The organism is Sedimenticola selenatireducens (assembly GCF_963675335.2).
Classification (GTDB): domain Bacteria; phylum Pseudomonadota; class Gammaproteobacteria; order Chromatiales; family Chromatiaceae; genus Sedimenticola; species Sedimenticola selenatireducens.
On the sequence record NZ_CAXXYC010000003.1, the window covers coordinates 965,084 to 983,438 of the forward strand.

At 52.7% G+C, this 18,355-nt stretch carries 13 protein-coding genes; all 13 read left to right on the plus strand.

The genetic code is table 11. The annotated features are described in order from the left end of the window. Positions 1–86: 86 nt before the first annotated feature. Complete coding sequence (locus ACHZBF_RS08150) at positions 87–2,771, plus strand: MMPL family transporter (RefSeq protein ID WP_321528160.1); 2,685 nt, start codon at positions 87–89, stop codon at positions 2,769–2,771. Between the two features lie 419 nt (positions 2,772–3,190). Continuing rightward, positions 3,191–3,829: an XrtA/PEP-CTERM system exopolysaccharide export protein gene (locus tag ACHZBF_RS08155; RefSeq protein ID WP_335340008.1), complete on the plus strand. Its 639-nt coding sequence runs from the start codon at positions 3,191–3,193 to the stop codon at positions 3,827–3,829. Positions 3,830–3,999: 170 nt separating this feature from the next. Further along, positions 4,000–5,583 (plus strand): XrtA system polysaccharide chain length determinant, encoded by a 1,584-nt coding sequence (locus tag ACHZBF_RS08160; protein WP_029132454.1) that lies wholly within the window; start codon positions 4,000–4,002, stop codon positions 5,581–5,583. Then, positions 5,580–6,548: an XrtA-associated tyrosine autokinase gene (locus tag ACHZBF_RS08165; protein ID WP_029132455.1), complete on the plus strand. Its 969-nt coding sequence runs from the start codon at positions 5,580–5,582 to the stop codon at positions 6,546–6,548. Before ACHZBF_RS08160 ends, ACHZBF_RS08165 begins: the two co-directional genes overlap by 4 nt. Positions 6,549–6,569: 21 nt before the next feature. Then, positions 6,570–8,003 (plus strand): TIGR03016 family PEP-CTERM system-associated outer membrane protein, encoded by a 1,434-nt coding sequence (locus ACHZBF_RS08170; protein WP_321528161.1) that lies wholly within the window; start codon positions 6,570–6,572, stop codon positions 8,001–8,003. Positions 8,004–8,018: 15 nt separating this feature from the next. After that, positions 8,019–9,182, plus strand: a complete 1,164-nt coding sequence (wecB, locus tag ACHZBF_RS08175; RefSeq protein ID WP_394707570.1) for a non-hydrolyzing UDP-N-acetylglucosamine 2-epimerase — start codon at positions 8,019–8,021, stop codon at positions 9,180–9,182. A gap of 2 nt (positions 9,183–9,184) precedes the next feature. After that, positions 9,185–10,054: an XrtA system polysaccharide deacetylase gene (locus ACHZBF_RS08180; protein ID WP_335342961.1), complete on the plus strand. Its 870-nt coding sequence runs from the start codon at positions 9,185–9,187 to the stop codon at positions 10,052–10,054. A gap of 55 nt (positions 10,055–10,109) precedes the next feature. After that, positions 10,110–11,162 carry a FemAB family XrtA/PEP-CTERM system-associated protein gene (locus tag ACHZBF_RS08185; protein WP_321528163.1) on the plus strand — a complete coding sequence of 351 codons (1,053 nt, stop codon included), beginning with the start codon at positions 10,110–10,112 and terminating at the stop codon, positions 11,160–11,162. Positions 11,163–11,169: 7 nt separating this feature from the next. Continuing rightward, positions 11,170–12,387, plus strand: coding sequence for a TIGR03087 family PEP-CTERM/XrtA system glycosyltransferase (locus tag ACHZBF_RS08190; RefSeq protein WP_321528164.1), 1,218 nt, complete (start codon positions 11,170–11,172; stop codon positions 12,385–12,387). Then, complete coding sequence (gene xrtA, locus ACHZBF_RS08195) at positions 12,344–13,936, plus strand: exosortase A (RefSeq protein WP_321528165.1); 1,593 nt, start codon at positions 12,344–12,346, stop codon at positions 13,934–13,936. Before ACHZBF_RS08190 ends, xrtA begins: the two co-directional genes overlap by 44 nt. A 136-nt stretch (positions 13,937–14,072) precedes the next feature. Next, on the plus strand, positions 14,073–15,980 hold the full coding sequence (locus ACHZBF_RS08200) for an XrtA/PEP-CTERM system amidotransferase (protein WP_321528166.1): 1,908 nt from the start codon (positions 14,073–14,075) through the stop codon (positions 15,978–15,980). Further along, complete coding sequence (locus ACHZBF_RS08205; RefSeq protein ID WP_321528167.1) at positions 15,980–17,233, plus strand: TIGR04063 family PEP-CTERM/XrtA system glycosyltransferase; 1,254 nt, start codon at positions 15,980–15,982, stop codon at positions 17,231–17,233. Before ACHZBF_RS08200 ends, ACHZBF_RS08205 begins: the two co-directional genes overlap by 1 nt. After that, on the plus strand, positions 17,233–18,351 hold the full coding sequence (locus ACHZBF_RS08210; protein ID WP_321528168.1) for a glycosyltransferase family 4 protein: 1,119 nt from the start codon (positions 17,233–17,235) through the stop codon (positions 18,349–18,351). Before ACHZBF_RS08205 ends, ACHZBF_RS08210 begins: the two co-directional genes overlap by 1 nt. Positions 18,352–18,355: the final 4 nt, after the last annotated feature.

Sequence of the window (18,355 nt, forward strand, 5' to 3'; positions counted from 1 at the left end):
ATGAAATTACCGGGAGCGCTGCGATCATCAGATGGTGTGCCCCGTTCGTGAAGATGTCGGAGTCAGACAGGTAATCAGAGAGTTATATGCAAGCTGACACCCGATACGCCAGGTTAGACCATGATCGCAAACCGATCGCGATTCAGCATGATGGCATGTTTGTCTATGCCAATCCTGCTTTTCTAGCCCTATTGGGTTATCAATCATTCAGTGAGCTTGAAGCCATACCGGTTCTTGATCTGGTGGTGGATCGTCACAAGGATCGGTTGCGGGAGCATTTTTCCGCGGCAGGCCAGGTGTCCAGAAGTGCTCGGGAATATCCCCGGGCCAAGGTGACATTGCTGAAAGCGGATGGCAGCCATCTGGTAGCCATTATTAATTCCTGTTCTACCCTGTTCGATGGTGAAGAGACGATCGAGTTTTCGCTCATTACCGAAGCAGACGTGCGGCTGAAGAATGTTTTTCTGAATCTGCCCTGGAAATTCTACTTCAGTGTGCTGTTCCTGTTCCTGTTCACCATATTGCCCAACGGGTTGCTGCTGAACCTCAATATTAATAACGCCCCCAAGGTGTATCTGCCGTCAGATGCGCCGTCAGTAATCATTGATGATGAACTGCGGCGCTATTTCCCCAGTGATCAGGCGGTGTTGTTGCTGTTCGAGGGCGTGGCGCTCTATTCTGACGGGTTTGCTAAGGCATTCAATGGCTTGGCCAAAGCGCTAGCGGCCAACCCGTTGATTGATGAAGTAGTAAATATGACCACCCAGGATCATATCCACGGGACTGAGGAGGGCTTTCTGGTTGAACCGCTGGTCAATATCGAGGATTTGGACAAAACCCGGCCTAACGAGAGGCTGGCGCGTGCACTCTCCGACCGCTTCGCCAAAAATACCCTGGTGGCGGCGGACGGCACGGCGGTGTCGATGCTGGTAATACCGGTTGCCATCGACTCGAGCCTGGAGCGTCTAGCCCTGGAAGACGCTATTCTGGAGCAGGTGGATGAGGCACGATTGGCTGGATATCTGACCGGAATGGCCGGGCAGATCACCACGGATGTGGCGCAGATGAGATCCATGTTGCGGGATAATATGATTTTTATACCTGCCACTACGGTAATTGGTCTGTTTCTGATCTGGTGGTTATTCCATCGCTGGCTTGCCGTGATAGTGGCCGGCGTGGTTATTGGGGTTGTCGTCAGCTCCACGGTGGCGTTTTATGTGGTATTCAATCAGCCGTTCAATCTGATCTCCAGCATCATTCCGCCGCTCCTGTCGGCACTGACGGTTGCCGCGCTGGTGCATCTGTTTAATGCCCTCCACTATGCATCAAAAAGGGGGTTGATTGGGCCGGACCGGGTCAGCAGTGCGCTTAGCGAAGTCCGGCGACCCGCTTTTTATACTGCCTTGACGACGGTGGCTGGTCTCTCTTCACTGGGTTTGAGTCCAATTCCCCCAATTAAGGTGTTCGGGTTGATCTCGGCCGCCGGGGTTGCGCTGATCTATTTTGTCGTTATCCATCTGGTGCCAAATATCTTTTCCCGGTTTGACTATGCCGCCTGGCCAAGCAGAAGAGCGGGGTTGGCTGGTTTGGATGGAGTGGTCACGAGGCTGTTTCATATTGGTGTCCGTTACCCGCTCTACGTGGTTGGTTCGGTCGTCGTGGTGCTTGGATTGCTGTTGCCCCAGATCGGCAATATTGTTGTTGAAACCAATCTCCAGGAGTTTTTCTACCCAAGCCACCCGCTTCGAAAGGCCACCCGGCATATCGAGGACAAGCTGGTTGGCACTGCGTCTCTGGATATTGTGGTTACAGCGAACCAGCGGGGCGGGTTAAAGCAGCCCCGGGTGCTGAACGACATGCGGGCTTTCCAGCGCTGGGCGGAGGCTCAACCCGAGGTGGATAAGAGTATCTCCATGGCCGATTTTGTCGAGGAGATGCACTGGGGATTCAATGCGGAGAATCCGGAGTACCGGCGTATACCGGACAATATGGAGTTGATCAGCCAGTATCTGCTGGTCTATGACGGTGAGGACCTGTTTGATTTTGTCGATGAGGAGTACCGCGTTGCACACATTAGCCTTAATGTGAACGTGCATGGCGCCAATGCGCTATCAGAACTGATGGAGCGAATCAGAGATTATCACGGCAAGTATCCGACAAGCGGCATCGAATGGGAAATAGCCGGGTTTGGGCGGCTGTTTGCGGATCAGGAAGATCTGCTGATCGAAGGCCAGGTGAAGAGTCTGTTCGGCGCCTTGGGACTCATATTCCTGCTGATGCTGATACAGTGGCGTTCGATCGGCAGCGCAGTGCTCTGCATGATACCCAATCTTTCACCCATTCTGCTGATTTTTATTGTCATGGGGCTGTTCGGGCTTTGGCTCGATATGGCCACCGCGATGATTGCCAGTGTCGCGGTTGGTATTGCCGTGGATGATACAATCCATGTCTATCACGGGTTTATCAGTCGTGTAAGGCGGGGTATCAGCCCGATCGTTGCCCTTGTCAAAACCTATAAACAGGCCGGCAGGGCCGTTATGACAACGACCATCATACTGAGTGCGCAATTTATTGTACTGACACTTTCCGAGTTTGTGCCGACGACTCATTTTGGGCTACTGACCAGTATTGGCCTGATCGCCGCGCTGCTCTTTGATCTGTTGCTCCTGCCTGCTCTCCTGATTCTGATCTACGCCCGGCATCCGGCAGTCATCAAACAGGAGCCGCTGTTCATGAAACGACGGGACGAGGGCGGGAGTGGCTTGAACTGAAGGGCCGGGCATGCATTTTTAGTCTCATGGTACTGGTGGCTGGAAGCGGCTGTTTCCAAAATAAATAGGATGTAAAATAGTTTTGGAGGTTTTGTCCTGAATCTTTTCTGCCAATGGTGTTCGATTTTGCGGTTCGCATGTTACGATCAGGCCATTTATAGTTGGTTGAATAGATACCACTAGGGTAATATAAAGGTCTATTTTATTAACAAGCCCAGTAAGTTGGGCTATCATCCTCATATATTGAATGAATTTTTCTGGCAGGCTTTCGGTCGATCTTTCGCGGATAAGGCTGATGGAAAACAATATGGACCGGGAAGTAGCGTGAGTCTTTGGCAGGGACTATCAGGTCATTCCTTGTATTGGCAATGTGCCCATTGAACGGTTGTACAACAAATAGCGTAAGGGAGAACATGCTCGTGCCTATCAATAAAACACTATCATCGCATCGGTTGTTAACCCAGTGTCTTCTCGGGGCGCTGGTAATACTACTTGCCGGTTGTGCATCAAAATATCCCCAGGTGACCAGTGATCAGCCCCAGGTAGCACCAGACTTTGATTATATTATCGGTCCTGGCGATGAACTGAACATCTTTGTCTGGGGGAATCAGGAGCTGACCGTCACGGTTCCCGTGCGTCCGGATGGCAAGATTACGACACGTCTGGTCGAAGATATAGAGGCCAGCGGCAAGACGCCAACCCAGTTAGCCAGGGACGTGGAAGCGGCTTACTCCGAGTATGTGAAAAATGCGGTTGTCACGGTCATTGTCGATGAGTTTGTCGGCGTTCCCACTCAGCAGGTCAGGGTCGTGGGCGAAGCCGCCGAGCCGCTTTCGGTACCGTTCAGAAAACACATGACACTGCTTGATCTGATGATCCAGGTTGGTGGTCTGACCGAATTTGCCGATGGTAACAAGTCAGTGTTGATCCGAAATATAAACGGTGAACAACAAATCTATAACGTGCGACTGGAAGACCTGGTAGAGGATGGGGATATCTCCGCGAATCTTGCACTGATGCCTGGCGATATCATGATTATCCCCGAGGCATGGTTCTAGGTCGGCGAACAGATTACCGAGAGGGTGGCATCATACGCTTATCGGGTCTCGGTCGGGTAACTGGCCGAGTTCCGATGTGTAGTGACAGAAATATCGCAATCGATATCAGACTGGCACCGGTAGGGATATTGAGGTTGATGCCTCAAGAAATATGGGCGTAGCAGGGATATATGCAAGAACTTCTAGAACAGATTGAAGAATATCTTTACGGCGTCTGGCGATTTCGCTGGGTGGCGTTGGTGGCGGCATGGATAATCGCGATAGCCGGATGGATAGTTGTAGCACAACTGCCGGATAAATATGAGGCTACCGCTCGCTTGCATGTTGATAGCAACACCATTCTTGGACCTCTGCTGCGTGGGTTGGCAATTCAGCCGGATGTGAGCCAACGAGTCGCCTTGATGAGCAAGACGCTACTCAGCCGACCGAATATGGAAAAGCTGATGCGCATGGTCGATCTGGATCTGAAAGTCAGGAACGAGCAGGATAAAGAGGCCCTGATAACAGAATTGCGTGACAATATTGAGCTAAGCGGGCAGCGCAACAATGCCTCACTCTATTCAATCGCTTACACTCATTCTGACCGGCTCGTTGCGCAGCGTGTTGTACAGTCTTTAATCTCCATATTTATCGAAAGTACACTGGGCGATAAACGCAAGGATAGTGCCGGCGCCCAGGAGTTCCTGGATAAGCAGATTGCCGAATATGAAATCCGGCTGGCTGAAGCCGAGGCCAGGCTGGCGGATTTCAAGCGCCGTTATGTCGGTACCATGCCGGGGGAACAGGGTGGTTACTACCAACGTCTCGAAATGGCAAAGGGACAACTGGGCTCCGCGCAACTCGAACTTCGTGAGGCTGAGAATCGGCGTGCCGAGTTGAAGCGTCAACTGTCTGGTGAGGAGCCTGTATTTATCCCCGGAGGAGCTGATGATTTTGGGGCTCCGTCGCATCTGGATCAACGCATCCAGAACCTCCAGACACGCCTGGATGAGCTGTTGTTGAAGTACACCGAACGTCATCCTGATGTGATAGAAATACAATCCATCATTGCCAGCCTCGAAGAAGAGAAAAAGCAAGAGCTTGAGGCGCGTCAGGCCGAACCGTCAGCTCCGCAGGCCAGCTTGCAGAGCAGCCCGGTTTATCAGCAGATGCGCAGCATGCTCTCGGAATCAGAGGCGCGAGTGGCTGAACTCCGGGTGCGTGCGACAGAGTATGGGAAACGGGTCAAGGAGCTGGAGGCAAAAATCGATCAGATTCCCCTGATCGAGGCGGAACTACAACAGCTGAATCGTGATTATGACGCCGTTTCGCAGCAGCATGAGGCGCTGTTGAAACGGCGGGAGTCGGCACATCTTTCGGAAAAGGCCGAACAGGATGCGTCAGAGGTGAAATTTCGTGTCATCGATCCTCCGTTTGTTCCACTCAAGCCGTCCCAACCCAACAAACTGTTGCTTAATGGCGCGGTTTTTCTGGCCAGCTTGGCGGCAGGAATCGGTCTTGCATTGCTGACTTCATTGATCCGGCCTGTATTCTATAGCCGCGGCGCACTGAATCGAATAACCGGATTGCCTGTGCTGGGTTCGGTGGCATTTGTGCTTTCAAAAGCACAAAAACGCAGGCAGAGACTTGCCGGTGCCATGTTTGTTTCTCTGGTGCTGCTGTTGGGCACGCTTTTTGTCGGGGTCAATCTGATGCACGACATGGGCTTTGATCTATTAGGGAAAGTGCAAAGTCTTGGGGCCAGGATCTTATGAGCATTATTGAAAAAGCGATCGAAAAGCTTAATGCCGACCAGGTTGGCAAGCAGGATGATCTATCGAACGATTTCAGTAGATCACTTGACTCTACAGCCAGTTCACAGGCACCGGTGAAATCTAATGTTGATATGCAGGGACAGCCGATTCCACCCGCATTTGAACAACCTGAAAAACTTGCCCCACAAAACAGAACCGGAAAAGTAGTCGATTTGCCGCTGGAACATCTGAAATCACTCGGCATGGTGACTCCGGATGAACCTCGCAGCAGAGTGGCCGAAGAAAATCGGATTATCAAGCGACCGCTACTGATGAATATTGCCGGTAAGGGTGCCGCAGCGATTGATAATCCAAATCTGATCATGGTCACCAGCGCCCAGCCAGGTGAGGGAAAAACTTTTACCGCGATCAATCTGGCTATCAGTATTGCCATGGAGCAGGATAAGACGGTGTTGTTTGTTGATGCAGATGTTGCCAAGGCATCGGCAGCCGCATTGCTGGGTATTCCAGATGACTGCCCTGGTCTTATTGATCTGTTAATGAATAAGGGAACCCGGATCAGTGATGTGTTGCTACACACCAGTATCCCCAACCTGCGTATATTACCGGCAGGACATGCCCACGAGCGTTCTACCGAATTATTGGCCAGTGAGGACATGCAACAGCTGATGATCGAATTGGCTCAACGCTATCCGGACCGGGTGATTATTTTTGATTCACCGCCAATTCTGTTTACCACGGAAGCAGGCGTATTGGCCAATCTGATGGGACAGATCGTTTTCGTTGTGGCTGAAAAACATACTCCACAAAGTAAGGTTGTAGAAGCGCTCAGTCATCTTGGAGGGGAAAAAGTCATTGGTCTCCTGCTGAATAAATCTTCCAATACGAGGAACGGGGCAGGTGGTTATGGTTACGGGTACGGGTATGGTTATGGCTACGGGCGTAGTCAAACAGGAAATGGATAGGGGCTCAATCTGATGGCCAGAATGAGGAGATTATATTTTCTTAACAGCGCCCTTCTCGGGAGTGGGCTGATAATCCTGTCCACAACAGTCTCTGCTGCTGAATGGACCCGATCAGCCAGTGTCAGTGCCGGTGCGGTCTATAGCGACAACGTGAACCTTTCCAGTACTGGTGGGGAGAGTGAGTTGACACCGACCCTGACGCCCAGTGTTTCCCTGCATGGAAAGGGCGGACGGGCCAGGCTGGATCTGACCGGCGCCCTTGAGATCAACGGGCAGGGCGGCAACAACGATTCCATCAATCCCCGCCTGCAGGCCGATGCCAATGCGGAATTGTATGAACGGGTTGTATTCCTCGATCTGAATGCCACGGCAACACAGAATGCAATCGACCCGTTGAACATTACAGGTACGGACAACCTGAGCAACAGTAGCAACAGGACCACCACCTACAGCTATAAAATCAGCCCTTATCTGAGGAGTCGCCTTAAAGGCATTGCGGATATGGAGCTGCGCTATACCTACAATGAATTGAATCATTCGGAAAGTAGTGTTGGTGACACCAGCAGTGACACTTTCAATCTGGCGATTAATAGCGGCCCGGAATTTGCCGACTGGTCCTGGGGTGTCAACGCCAGCGACAAAACCACCGACAATGATCAGGGGGAAGTGAGCCAGCTGAGCGCCCTGGATCTGCGTCTGGGTTATCAGATTAACCGTCAATGGCAGGTCAACGGATCGGTGGGAACTGAATCCAATGACTTTGCGTCGGTTCAGTCAAGTCACGACGGGTCCAGTTGGGATATCGGTGCCCGGTGGACACCCAGCGCCAGGACATCGCTTGATTTTGGCATTGGGGAAAGATTCTTTGGCAATACCAAACGACTGAGTCTGAGCCACCGGTCAAAGCGTTCGGTGTTAAGCGCAAGTTACACCACAGAGTTGACGGACTCCACGACCCTGTTGAGTAATCAGGTGGTATTTCTTGTGACCGATCCGTTTGGTAATCCAATACTCAACCCGGTTACCGGCGATCCGTTTTTTACTGTAGTCGATCTACCCACCATCGGTATCAGTACCTTCGTTGATGAGCGACTTGCAGTCAGCTACAGTCTCAAGGGCAAGCGTACGACATTGACCCTGAATGCCGACATGTCGGACCAGACCTACCAGGATTCAACGCGTGAAGTATCCACTATGGGACTCGGGGCAACCCTGCGTCGCACCTTGTCGGGGACAGTATCCGGCGACATCAGCCTGAACTGGAATCAGCAGGAAGAGAGTGGTACAGGCAATCGGGAGTCGGATATCTGGAGGCTGCAGGCCGGTGTGAATCGTCAACTGGGTCAGAAGACCCATCTCAGGTTCAACTACAGCTTTACCGATCGCAGCTCGAATCAGTTCGGACAGAGCTATGAAGAGAATCGCCTCTCTCTGAGCCTGATGCATACCTTGTAGAAAACCGGCTAAAAAATCATGCCCGAAAAAATCGCCAAAATACTCTGTATTGTTGGGGCGCGACCTAACTTTATGAAAATCGCCCCTATCATGCGGGTGTTCGGCCAGCACGAAAATGTCATCGCTGCAACGCTGTTGCATACCGGGCAGCATTATGATGCAGCGATGAAAAAATCTTTTTTTGACCAGCTGCATATTCCGGAACCGGATATTGACCTGGGCGTGGGATCGGGCAGTCATGCGGTGCAAACTGCAGAGATCATGCTGCGCTTTGAACCGGTATTGGACCAACTGAAGCCGACGGCCGTACTGGTGCTGGGTGATGTGAATTCAACTATCTCCTGTGCATTGGTGGCGGTTAAGAAAGGGATTCCGGTGATTCATGTCGAGGCCGGTTTGCGCAGCTATGATCGGGGCATGCCCGAAGAGATCAATCGGGTCTTGACAGACCAGATATCCGATCTGCTGTTCACCACAGAAAGAAGCGCTGAAGCCAACTTGCTGCGTGAGGGAATTGCTTCCGAACGCATTTATTTTGTAGGGAACGTCATGATTGACACCCTGCGTTACAATCTTGATCGGGCAGCCGAACCGGGCATGCTGTTTTCCGCGGCAGGCGAAGCGATCGATCAGGCAGCGTTTAACTCCGGCTACGGGCTGGTCACCCTGCACCGGCCATCCAATGTCGATAACCCGGATAATCTGAAAACTCTGCTCACCCGAATAAACTCGATCAGCGAACAGCTCCCATTGGTCTTTCCGGTACATCCAAGAACGGTTCAACGGATCAAAGAGTTCGGTCTGGAAAACCTGCTCACTTCATCCCGAATTCTGCGTCTGCCACCCCAGGGCTATTTGCAGATGCTGGGCATGATGAAACACGCCAGGCTGGTTCTGACCGATTCCGGTGGTATCCAGGAAGAAACAACGGCACTCGGTGTACCCTGCATCACGCTTCGGGAGAATACGGAGCGGCCGATTACAGTGACTGAGGGTACCAACACGGTCGTTGGCATCGATCCGGAGAAAATCCAGGCAAGCGTAGATGATGTGCTTGCCACCGGCGGGAAACGGGGCAGAGTGCCCGAATATTGGGATGGAGAGGCGGCCGAGCGGATTGCACAAGTGATCATTAAGTGGGCTCAGGGGCGAATCATCAAAACACAAGAGGCGGGGTGAACGTGTCGGGACATTCTGTCTCACAGAGCGCCATTACCAATGCTATGACCATTGATGTGGAGGACTATTTCCATGTCTCCGCATTTGAGCACCGATTCGACAGGTCACAATGGGATCAACAGGAGTGCCGGCTTGAACGGAATATGGAAATTATTCTCGGATTGCTGGATCGGTATCGGATAAAAGCGACATTTTTCACCCTGGGCTGGGTTGCCGAGCGCTATCCTGCCGTTATTCGCTCCCTAGTTGAATCCGGCCATGAATTGGCCTGCCATAGTTACTGGCACAAACGTGCCAGTAACCAGCACAGGGCAGAGTTCATTACAGAGATAATCGACACCAAAAAACTACTGGAAGATATCGGTGGCGTGGCGGTCATGGGCTATCGTGCTCCCAGCTACTCAATCGGTAGCGATAATCTCTGGGCACACGAAGAGCTGATGCATGCCGGTTATCGCTACAGTTCCAGCATCTACCCCATCTCTCACGACCACTACGGTATGCCATCGGCGCCAAGGTTTGCCTATCATCCGATAGACGACTCGGAATTCCTTGAGATTCCAATTACCACTTCATATATGTTCAACCGCCGGCTACCGGCGGGTGGTGGTGGATATTTCCGCTTTTTTCCTTATATTTTTTCCAGAGCACTGTTGCGTAAGGTGAATATCGAGGAACAGCAGCCGGGAATATTCTATTTCCATCCCTGGGAAATCGACCCCGGGCAGCCTCGCCAGCAAGACATCAGTTTAAAAACCAGGTTCAGGCACTATCTGAATCTTAATCACACCGAAAAGCGACTTAATCGCCTGTTTGCTGATTTTCGTTGGGGCAGGATGGACCAGGTATTTTTATCTTCCGCGATTGGGTAGGCTGTACACACCAGCAGAACTCGATCTATGAAGGACCAGTTAAAACAGGAAAGCAATGGAATCTACTGTAGTAGAGAGTGAAGCGGTTACGGTCCAGCAACTCACCAGCGCGGATTATGCGCGTTGGGACCAGTTTGTAAAAGACTCGGTAGATGGTACTTTTTTTCATCTGTCCGGCTGGAAAGAAGTTATCGAACAGGCTTTCGGCTATGAAGTCTATTTTCTTTATAGTGAACGGGCGGGGCGAATCACCGGAGTTTTGCCGCTGGGCCATGTGAAAAGTGTGCTCTTTGGAAATTCACTGAGTTCGGTTCCGTTCTGTGTCTATGGGGGGGTGATTGCCGGGGATGATCAATCAGCGATGACTCTGAGACAGGCCGCCTGCCGACTTGCTGATAAACTGGGTGTCGATGCGTTAGAGCTGAAAAACAGAGTGCCTTCCAATCAGGGATGGCCTGTCAAAGAGTTGTATGTCACCTTCAGGAAAGAGATATCTCAAGATCCGGAAGAGAACCTCAAGGCAATACCGAGAAAACAGCGGGCCATGGTCAGGAAAGGGATCAATGCCGGTCTGTCGGGTGAAATTGTCCAGGGATGTGACAGATTTTACCGCATCTATTCCGAGAGCGTCCGCAATCTGGGTACACCGGTCATGCCGCTGAAGTACTTCCAGCTACTCAGGGAGATATTTGGTAATGATTGTGATGTGCTGATGGTGACCCATGAAGGTAAGGATATTGCCGGCGTCATGAGTTTCTATTTCAGAGATGAAGTGTTGCCTTACTATGGCGGCAGTATTCCCCTTGCACGGAATCTGAAAGGCAACGATTTTATGTATTGGGAACTGATGCGTCGTTGCGGCGAGCGTGGCATCAGGGTCTTTGATTATGGTCGTAGCAAAGTAGGAGCGGGTTCCTACAGCTTCAAAAAGAACTGGGGTTTTACCCCGGAACCGCTGCACTATGAATATTACCTGGTGAAATCTTCGACTGTTCCGGAAATCAATCCGAACAATCCCAAGTATCAGATGTTCATCAAGGCCTGGCAGAAGCTTCCCCTTTCGATCGCCAATGCGATTGGCCCTATGTTAGCCAGAAAACTGGGCTGATCGTTGCATGAACCCTGCGTTGCTCTATCTGGTCCATCGGATACCCTATCCCCCCAACAAGGGGGACAAGATTCGCTCTTATCATCTGCTGCGCTATCTTCGTCAACACTACCGGGTGTTCTTGGGCGCGTTTATAGATGATGTCCAGGACTGGGAGTATGTCTCCCTGCTCGAAACAGAGTGTGAGGCGTGTTGTTTCATTGAACTGAATCCAGGAAAAGCCCGGGTCAAGAGTATAGCCGGCTTGCTTAAAGGGCAGCCACTGACGCTCCCCTATTATGCCGATAGACAGATGAGTGAATGGGTAGACTCGATTGTCGCGGAACAGCAGATAGCTCGTGTCATCGTCTACTCATCAGCCATGGCGCAATATGTCACACAACAACTCGTCAGACTGGAACGGCGGGTGATCGACTTTGTCGACATTGATTCAGATAAATGGCGCCAGTATGCCTTGAAAAAGCAGTGGCCTATGAGCTGGGTTTACCGTCGCGAAGCCAACAAGTTACTGGACTATGAACAGTCCCTGGCCTCCATTTTCGATGCCAGCCTGTTTGTCTCTTCCGCTGAGGCAGCAATGTTTCGCAGCCTGATATCTACCGATCATGAAAAGGTCGCATATTATAATAATGGTGTCGATGCGGACTATTTTTCCCCTTCCGAGGATTTCGTAAATCCCTATCATGATGGAGATGAAGTCCTGGTATTTACCGGCGCCATGGACTATTGGCCCAATATCGATGCGGTGATCTGGTTCGCCAAAGAGGTTTTTCCGGAAATAACTCGACTTGCCCCCCAGGCTCGTTTTTACATTGTCGGCAGTAATCCATCCGAGGCAGTCAAACAACTGGCCAGGCTGGATAGGGTTGAAGTGACCGGCAGGGTGGAAGATATTCGACCCTACCTGCAATTCGCCAGAGCCGCGGTGGCTCCCATGCGGATTGCACGAGGGATTCAGAACAAAGTTCTTGAGGCCATGGCCATGGAGAAACCGGTTATTGTGAGTGATCCAGGTTTTGAAGGAATCAATGCTGAACCGGGAAAAGAGCTGTTGCTGGCTAATACCGCAAAAGAGATTCTCTCCTATATTCCCAGGCTTGTTGCCGGTGCGTATGATAGCCTTGGAAAGGATGCGCGTGTCCGTGTAAAAACCGATTTCAGTTGGGAAGCAAACCTGCCGATTGTATGTCAATGGCTGGAGGCGGAAAAAGGGAGCACAGATTGAATCTATGAACTCGCAAAGGGAAGTGTATTCAGAATCATCTTCTTGGCCTGCAGTGTTGGTTCTGACCATCATTCTGATCGCGGCCATTCTGGGTCTGTTTTATGAGACGGCCTGGTCAATGGTATCCATATGGTATCGGTCGGAAACCTTTGCGCACGGTTTCATTATTGTCCCCATCACCTTGTGGTTAATCTGGGAAAAACGCTCGACTTTGCGGCAATTTGTCCCACAACCTGAATATCGGGTACTGCTGTTACTGGTGGGTGGCGGTTTTCTCTGGCTGATCGGCTATCTCGCCGATGCCCTGGTGATTCAACAGCTGGCTCTGGTTTCCATCCTTATTTTTGGAATATGGACATTACTGGGTAACCAGATTACCTGGGCACTGGCATTTCCTCTGGCCTTTCTCTTCTTTGCGGTACCCATGGGTGAGGATCTTGTGCCTCCGCTGATGGAGATCACTGCGACCGCGACCGTGTATTTGATCAAGTTGACCGGGGTTCCGGTATACCGGGAGGGGCTGTTTTTCTCACTTCCCTCGGGTGACTGGTCGGTAGTGGAAGCCTGCAGTGGTGTACGATACTTGATCGCCTCTGTCACACTGGGTGCACTCTACGCCTATATGACCTATAACCGTTTATCCAAACGGGCCCTGTTCATTTTGGCAGCGGCCATCGTGCCGATAATCGCTAATAGTCTCCGCGCATACATTATTGTCATGCTCGGCCATCTCAGCGACATGAAGATTGCGACCGGGGTTGATCATCTGGTCTACGGCTGGCTGTTTTTTGGTCTGGTAATGCTTATCCTTTTTTCGATAGGTGCAATCTGGCGTGATCCGCATCAGAAACCGAATGAAGATGTTAATCAAGCCGATTCCCGGCGTGATGTTAAATATAATCGGTTTTTCGCTGCCCTTTCCATCGTCCTGCTAAGTGCCTCGGTCTGGCCGATATTGGCTTACGCCATGGATAATCGGGCAACCCTGATTGACGATAAACAACTGGTCTTACCAGGGCGGCTTGCCGGCTGGGAAGCAGCGTCCGCTTCCAGTGATGCATGGCTGCCACAATTCAATGGTGCCAGTCAGATTGTTCACGGACAGTATCATAATGATCAACAACAGATCGGAGTATCAATTGGTCATTATGCCCATCGCAACAAGGGCGCCGAGCTGATCAATAGCCAGAATCTGTTACTGGAAAAAGATGAAAGAAAGTGGCGCATTACCGACAGCAATAAAGTCACTATACAGATCAACGGTAGGCCCCTGGAAATAGACCAGATTACAATCAAGGGCGCTGATCAGATTTACCAGGTTCTGACATGGTATCGGATTGGGGATGTCTACACGTCAAGCCGTTATAAGGCGAAACTGCTTGAAGCGTTTTATCGGTTAACATTTGGTCGGCAAGATAGCGCCCGGGTGGTTATTTCCATTCCACGCGAAATTGCGCGCAATGACATTATAGATCCCGAGCAAGAGTTCCTGGATCAGTTGATGCCGGCGCTGGAAACGACACTGGATCGTCTGGTGAATAACCAGTGAAATTAATTTCAGAAAAAAGTTTTGCCATTTTCAGGGCTGATGCCTGAGACCAGGCGCCTCTTAACGGCATGGTCTACCGGTCTCCGTAAGATGCCGCCAAAGACCCTCGCCAACAACAAAGAAAGTAGCCGATTTTATGTGTGGGATAGTAGGGATATTTGATACAACGGGCCAACGAGAGATATCTGATAGCCTGCTGTCTCGGATGAATCAAACCCAGGTTCACCGCGGGCCGGATGAGCAGGGCATTCATATCGAACCAGGCGTAGGCCTGGGCCATCGTCGTCTCTCCATCATCGACCTGGCCAGCGGGCAGCAACCCCTGTTCAACGAGGATCACTCGGTGGTGGTCACCTACAATGGGGAGATCTACAACTTTCCGGAACTTTCCAGTGAACTGAAGTCGAAAGGCCACCTGTTCCGCACCCACTCGGATACCGAGGTGATCGTGCACGCCTGGGAAGAGTGGGGCGAGTCCTGTGTTGAACACTTCCGGGGAATGTTTGCGTTCGCGGTGTGGGACCGCAACCAGGAGACACTGTTCCTGGCACGCGACCGGCTGGGTATCAAACCACTCTTCTATGCCCAGCTTGATGATGGTTTCTTTATCTTCGGCTCCGAGCTCAAGTCACTCAAGGTGGACCCGCGCCTGGGTCGTGAGATCGATCCGGCCGCTGTCGAGGAGTACTTTACCTTCGGTTACATACCGGAACCGAGGACCATCTACCGGAAGGTACACAAGCTATCACCGGGTCACAGCCTGACCCTGCGCAAGGGACAGATAACAGCAGCTCCAAAACAGTACTGGGATGTTTCGTTCAAACCGCACGCGGCAATGACGGAACAGGATGCCGGCAATGAACTGATCGAACGTTTGCGCGAAGCGGTCGATATCCGCATGATTGCCGAGGTGCCGTTGGGCGCATTCCTGTCCGGGGGGGTCGATTCGAGCGCGGTGGTAGGCCTGATGGCTGGGCTCTCACAAAAGCCGGTCAATACCTGTTCAATCTCGTTTGGTGATCCGAAGTTTAACGAGTCGGCTTACGCCGAGAAAGTGGCCCGGCGGTTTAGTACCGATCACCGGGTGGAGCAGGTTGACCCGGATGACTTCGACCTGATCGACCACCTGGCCGATCTTTACGATGAACCCTATGCCGATAGCTCGGCGCTACCGACCTACCGGGTTTGCCAACTGGCCAAGCAACAGGTCACCGTGGTGTTGTCAGGTGATGGAGGTGATGAGAACCTTGCCGGATACCGGCGCTATCGCTGGCATACCTATGAAGAACGGATGCGCGCTATGCTGCCGCCCGCCATTCGGCAGCCGCTGTTCGGTACCCTGGGCCGCCTCTACCCGAAGGCTGACTGGGCGCCACGGGTATTCAGAGCCAAGTCTACCTTCGAGTCGATGGCCCGGGATACCCTGCAGGGCTACATGCACAGTGTCTCCATACTCTCCAACCAGATGCGCGATCAACTTTTCAGTGACAAACTGAAACGGGAGCTGCAAGGTTACCAGGCGATCGAGGTATTCCGGCGACATGCCGGTCAGGCACCGACCGATCACCCCCTCTCCCTGGTCCAGTATCTGGACCTGAAAACCTATTTGGTGGGGGACATCCTGACCAAGGTTGACCGGGCCAGCATGGCCCATTCGCTGGAGGTTCGGGTACCGTTACTGGATCATCACCTGGTGGACTGGATCTCCGGCTTGCCTCCGGAGATGAAGCTGCGTGGAAGCGAGGGGAAATACCTGTTCAAAAAGGCCCTGGAGCCGATGCTTCCGCACGATATTCTCTATCGCAAGAAGATGGGCTTTGCTGTCCCCCTGGCAAGCTGGTTCAGAGGGCCGCTGCGTGACAAGGTCCGAAATAGCCTGCTCAGCGACGAGATGCTGGGGTCCGGACTGTTCAATGAGCGCTACCTGCATACTTTGGTGGATCACCACCAGTCTGGAATCAGGGACTACAGTGCCAGTATATGGACGCTGTTGATGTTTCACTCGTTCCTGAAGAAAGAGATGGCACAGCAGGTGGCGGCCTGATGAAAATTCTGCACATACTTGACCATTCCATACCGCTGCACAGTGGTTATACTTTCCGGACCCGCGCCATTCTGGAACAGCAACGAAAGTTGGGGTGGGAGACGGCCCATGTCACCAGCAGCAAGCATATCGCCGAGTCTCAAGAGAAGGAGGAGGTGGACGGCCTGACCTTCTATCGGACCCGGCCATCCGGCACCCGCTTCTCACGGTTGCCTCTGTTTAACCAGGTCGATGTGATCACCTCGCTGCAGAAACGGCTGGATGAAGTGATCGAAATCGAAAAGCCGGATATTCTTCACGCCCACTCTCCCAGCCTGAATGGTATAGCGGCCATCCGTTCCGCCCGGTCGCATCGTCTACCGGTAGTCTACGAGTGTCGTGCCTTCTGGGAGGATGCGGCAGTCGATCACGGTACCAGTCGGGAGAACGGTTTGCGTTACCGGGTCACCCGGGCACTGGAAACCTGGGTCTTTAAGCACGCGGATGCGGTGACCACCATCTGTCACGGTCTGAAAAGGGATATCGAGGAGCGGGGTGTTGCCCCGGAAAAGATTACCGTGATCCCCAACGCGGTCGATCTTGAACACTTTACCCAAAGACCGGAGGCGGATCGAACACTGATAGAGTCGCTCAAGCTTCAAGGTATGAAGGTCATCGGTTTCATCGGCTCTTTCTATGCATACGAGGGCCTGCTGCTCCTGGTGAAGGCATTTCATCGGATACTGCAGCAGGCTCCGGATACCCGGTTGTTGCTGGTCGGTGGCGGTCCCGACAATGACCAGATGCGGCGACTGGTGGATGATCTCGGGCTGGAAGGCAAGGTGATCTTCACCGGAAGGGTTCCCCACGACGAGGTACCCCGCTATTACAGCCTGGTTGATATTCTCGTTTACCCGAGACTGCATATGCGGCTGACCGACCTGGTGACGCCGCTCAAGCCACTGGAGGCGATGGCCCAGGGAAAGCTGGTACTGGCATCGGATGTCGGAGGGCATCGTGAATTGATCCGGGATGGTGAAAATGGCCGGCTCTTTCGGGCCGGTGACGAAGCTTCCCTGGCGACAGCCGCAATTGAGATGCTGGCCAATCCGCAGGACTCGGAACAGATTCGGAAAATGGGGCTGGAGTACGTCAAGAAGGAGCGTAACTGGGTTGTCAGTGTGGCCAACTACCAGGCAGTCTATGAACAACTTCTGGCTGGCCGTAGTACCGGAGCATGGGGTGCACAGCAGCTACAGGACAGATCCTCCTGATGTCGGGGCGGATCGAACAGATTGCACTCGCAGGGCCGTTGCCGCCGCCATTTGGCGGTATGGCCAACCAGACAAGGCAACTGGCCGAATTGCTGCGAGCGAGTGGTATTGGCGTGCAACTCATTCGCAGCAATTCTCCCTACCGGCCAGCCTGGGCCGGGCGCATTCGGGGGCTGCGCGCACTGTTCAGGCTGTTCCCCTACCTGACCGCGGCCTGGAGGGGGCTGGGGAAAGTTCAACTGGTCCACCTGATGGCGAATTCCGGCTGGTCCTGGCACTTGTTTGCCGCACCGATTATCTGGCTGGCACAAATCCGCAACGTGCCGGTGATTGTAAACTACCGGGGAGGGGAGGCTGAAGCGTTTCTCAAGAAGCAGATTCACTGGCTTCGACCCACCCTGCGCAGGGTGGACCAGTTGGTCGTACCCTCGGGCTTTCTCAAGGAGGTGTTTGCCCGGTTCGGAATTGATGCCGAGGTGGTGCCGAATATAATCGATCTCGATCATTTTTCGGGCGGCAAAAAAGAGCGTCCGGTCAGTGATGCTCCACACCTGGTGGTCTGCCGGAACCTGGAACTGATCTACGACGTCGAGACCGCAATTCGTGCCTTCTCTCTTGTCCATAGACACTATCCTGCCGCGAAGTTGACTATCGCCGGCGAGGGTCCGGAAAGAGCAGCACTCGAGCAACTGGCGGACAGCCTGCAAATCAAATCAAGCGTCACGTTCAGTGGACGTCTGGACCGGGACGAGATGGTGACACTCTACCGTTCGGCCGACCTCATGCTCAACAGCAGCCAAGTGGACAACATGCCCAACGCGTTGCTGGAGTCGATGTCGGCCGGGGTGCCGGTGGTGACCACGGATGCCGGCGGCATACCCCATATGGTCAGGGATGGCATAAGTGCGCTGGTTCGCCCGGTCGGAGATTACGAAGGAATGGCGCAGGCGGCAATCGAGCTATTGTCGGACCATGATCGTTACCGGCAACTCGTCCACAACGCCAGGGAAGAGGTGTCGCGCTATCGCTGGGAGTCGGTTAAGCCCCAGTGGCTGGCACTCTACACCCGGACCATTGACGGCCGGCTGGCAACAGAAAGCCGCAAACAGGCGGAATAAAAGA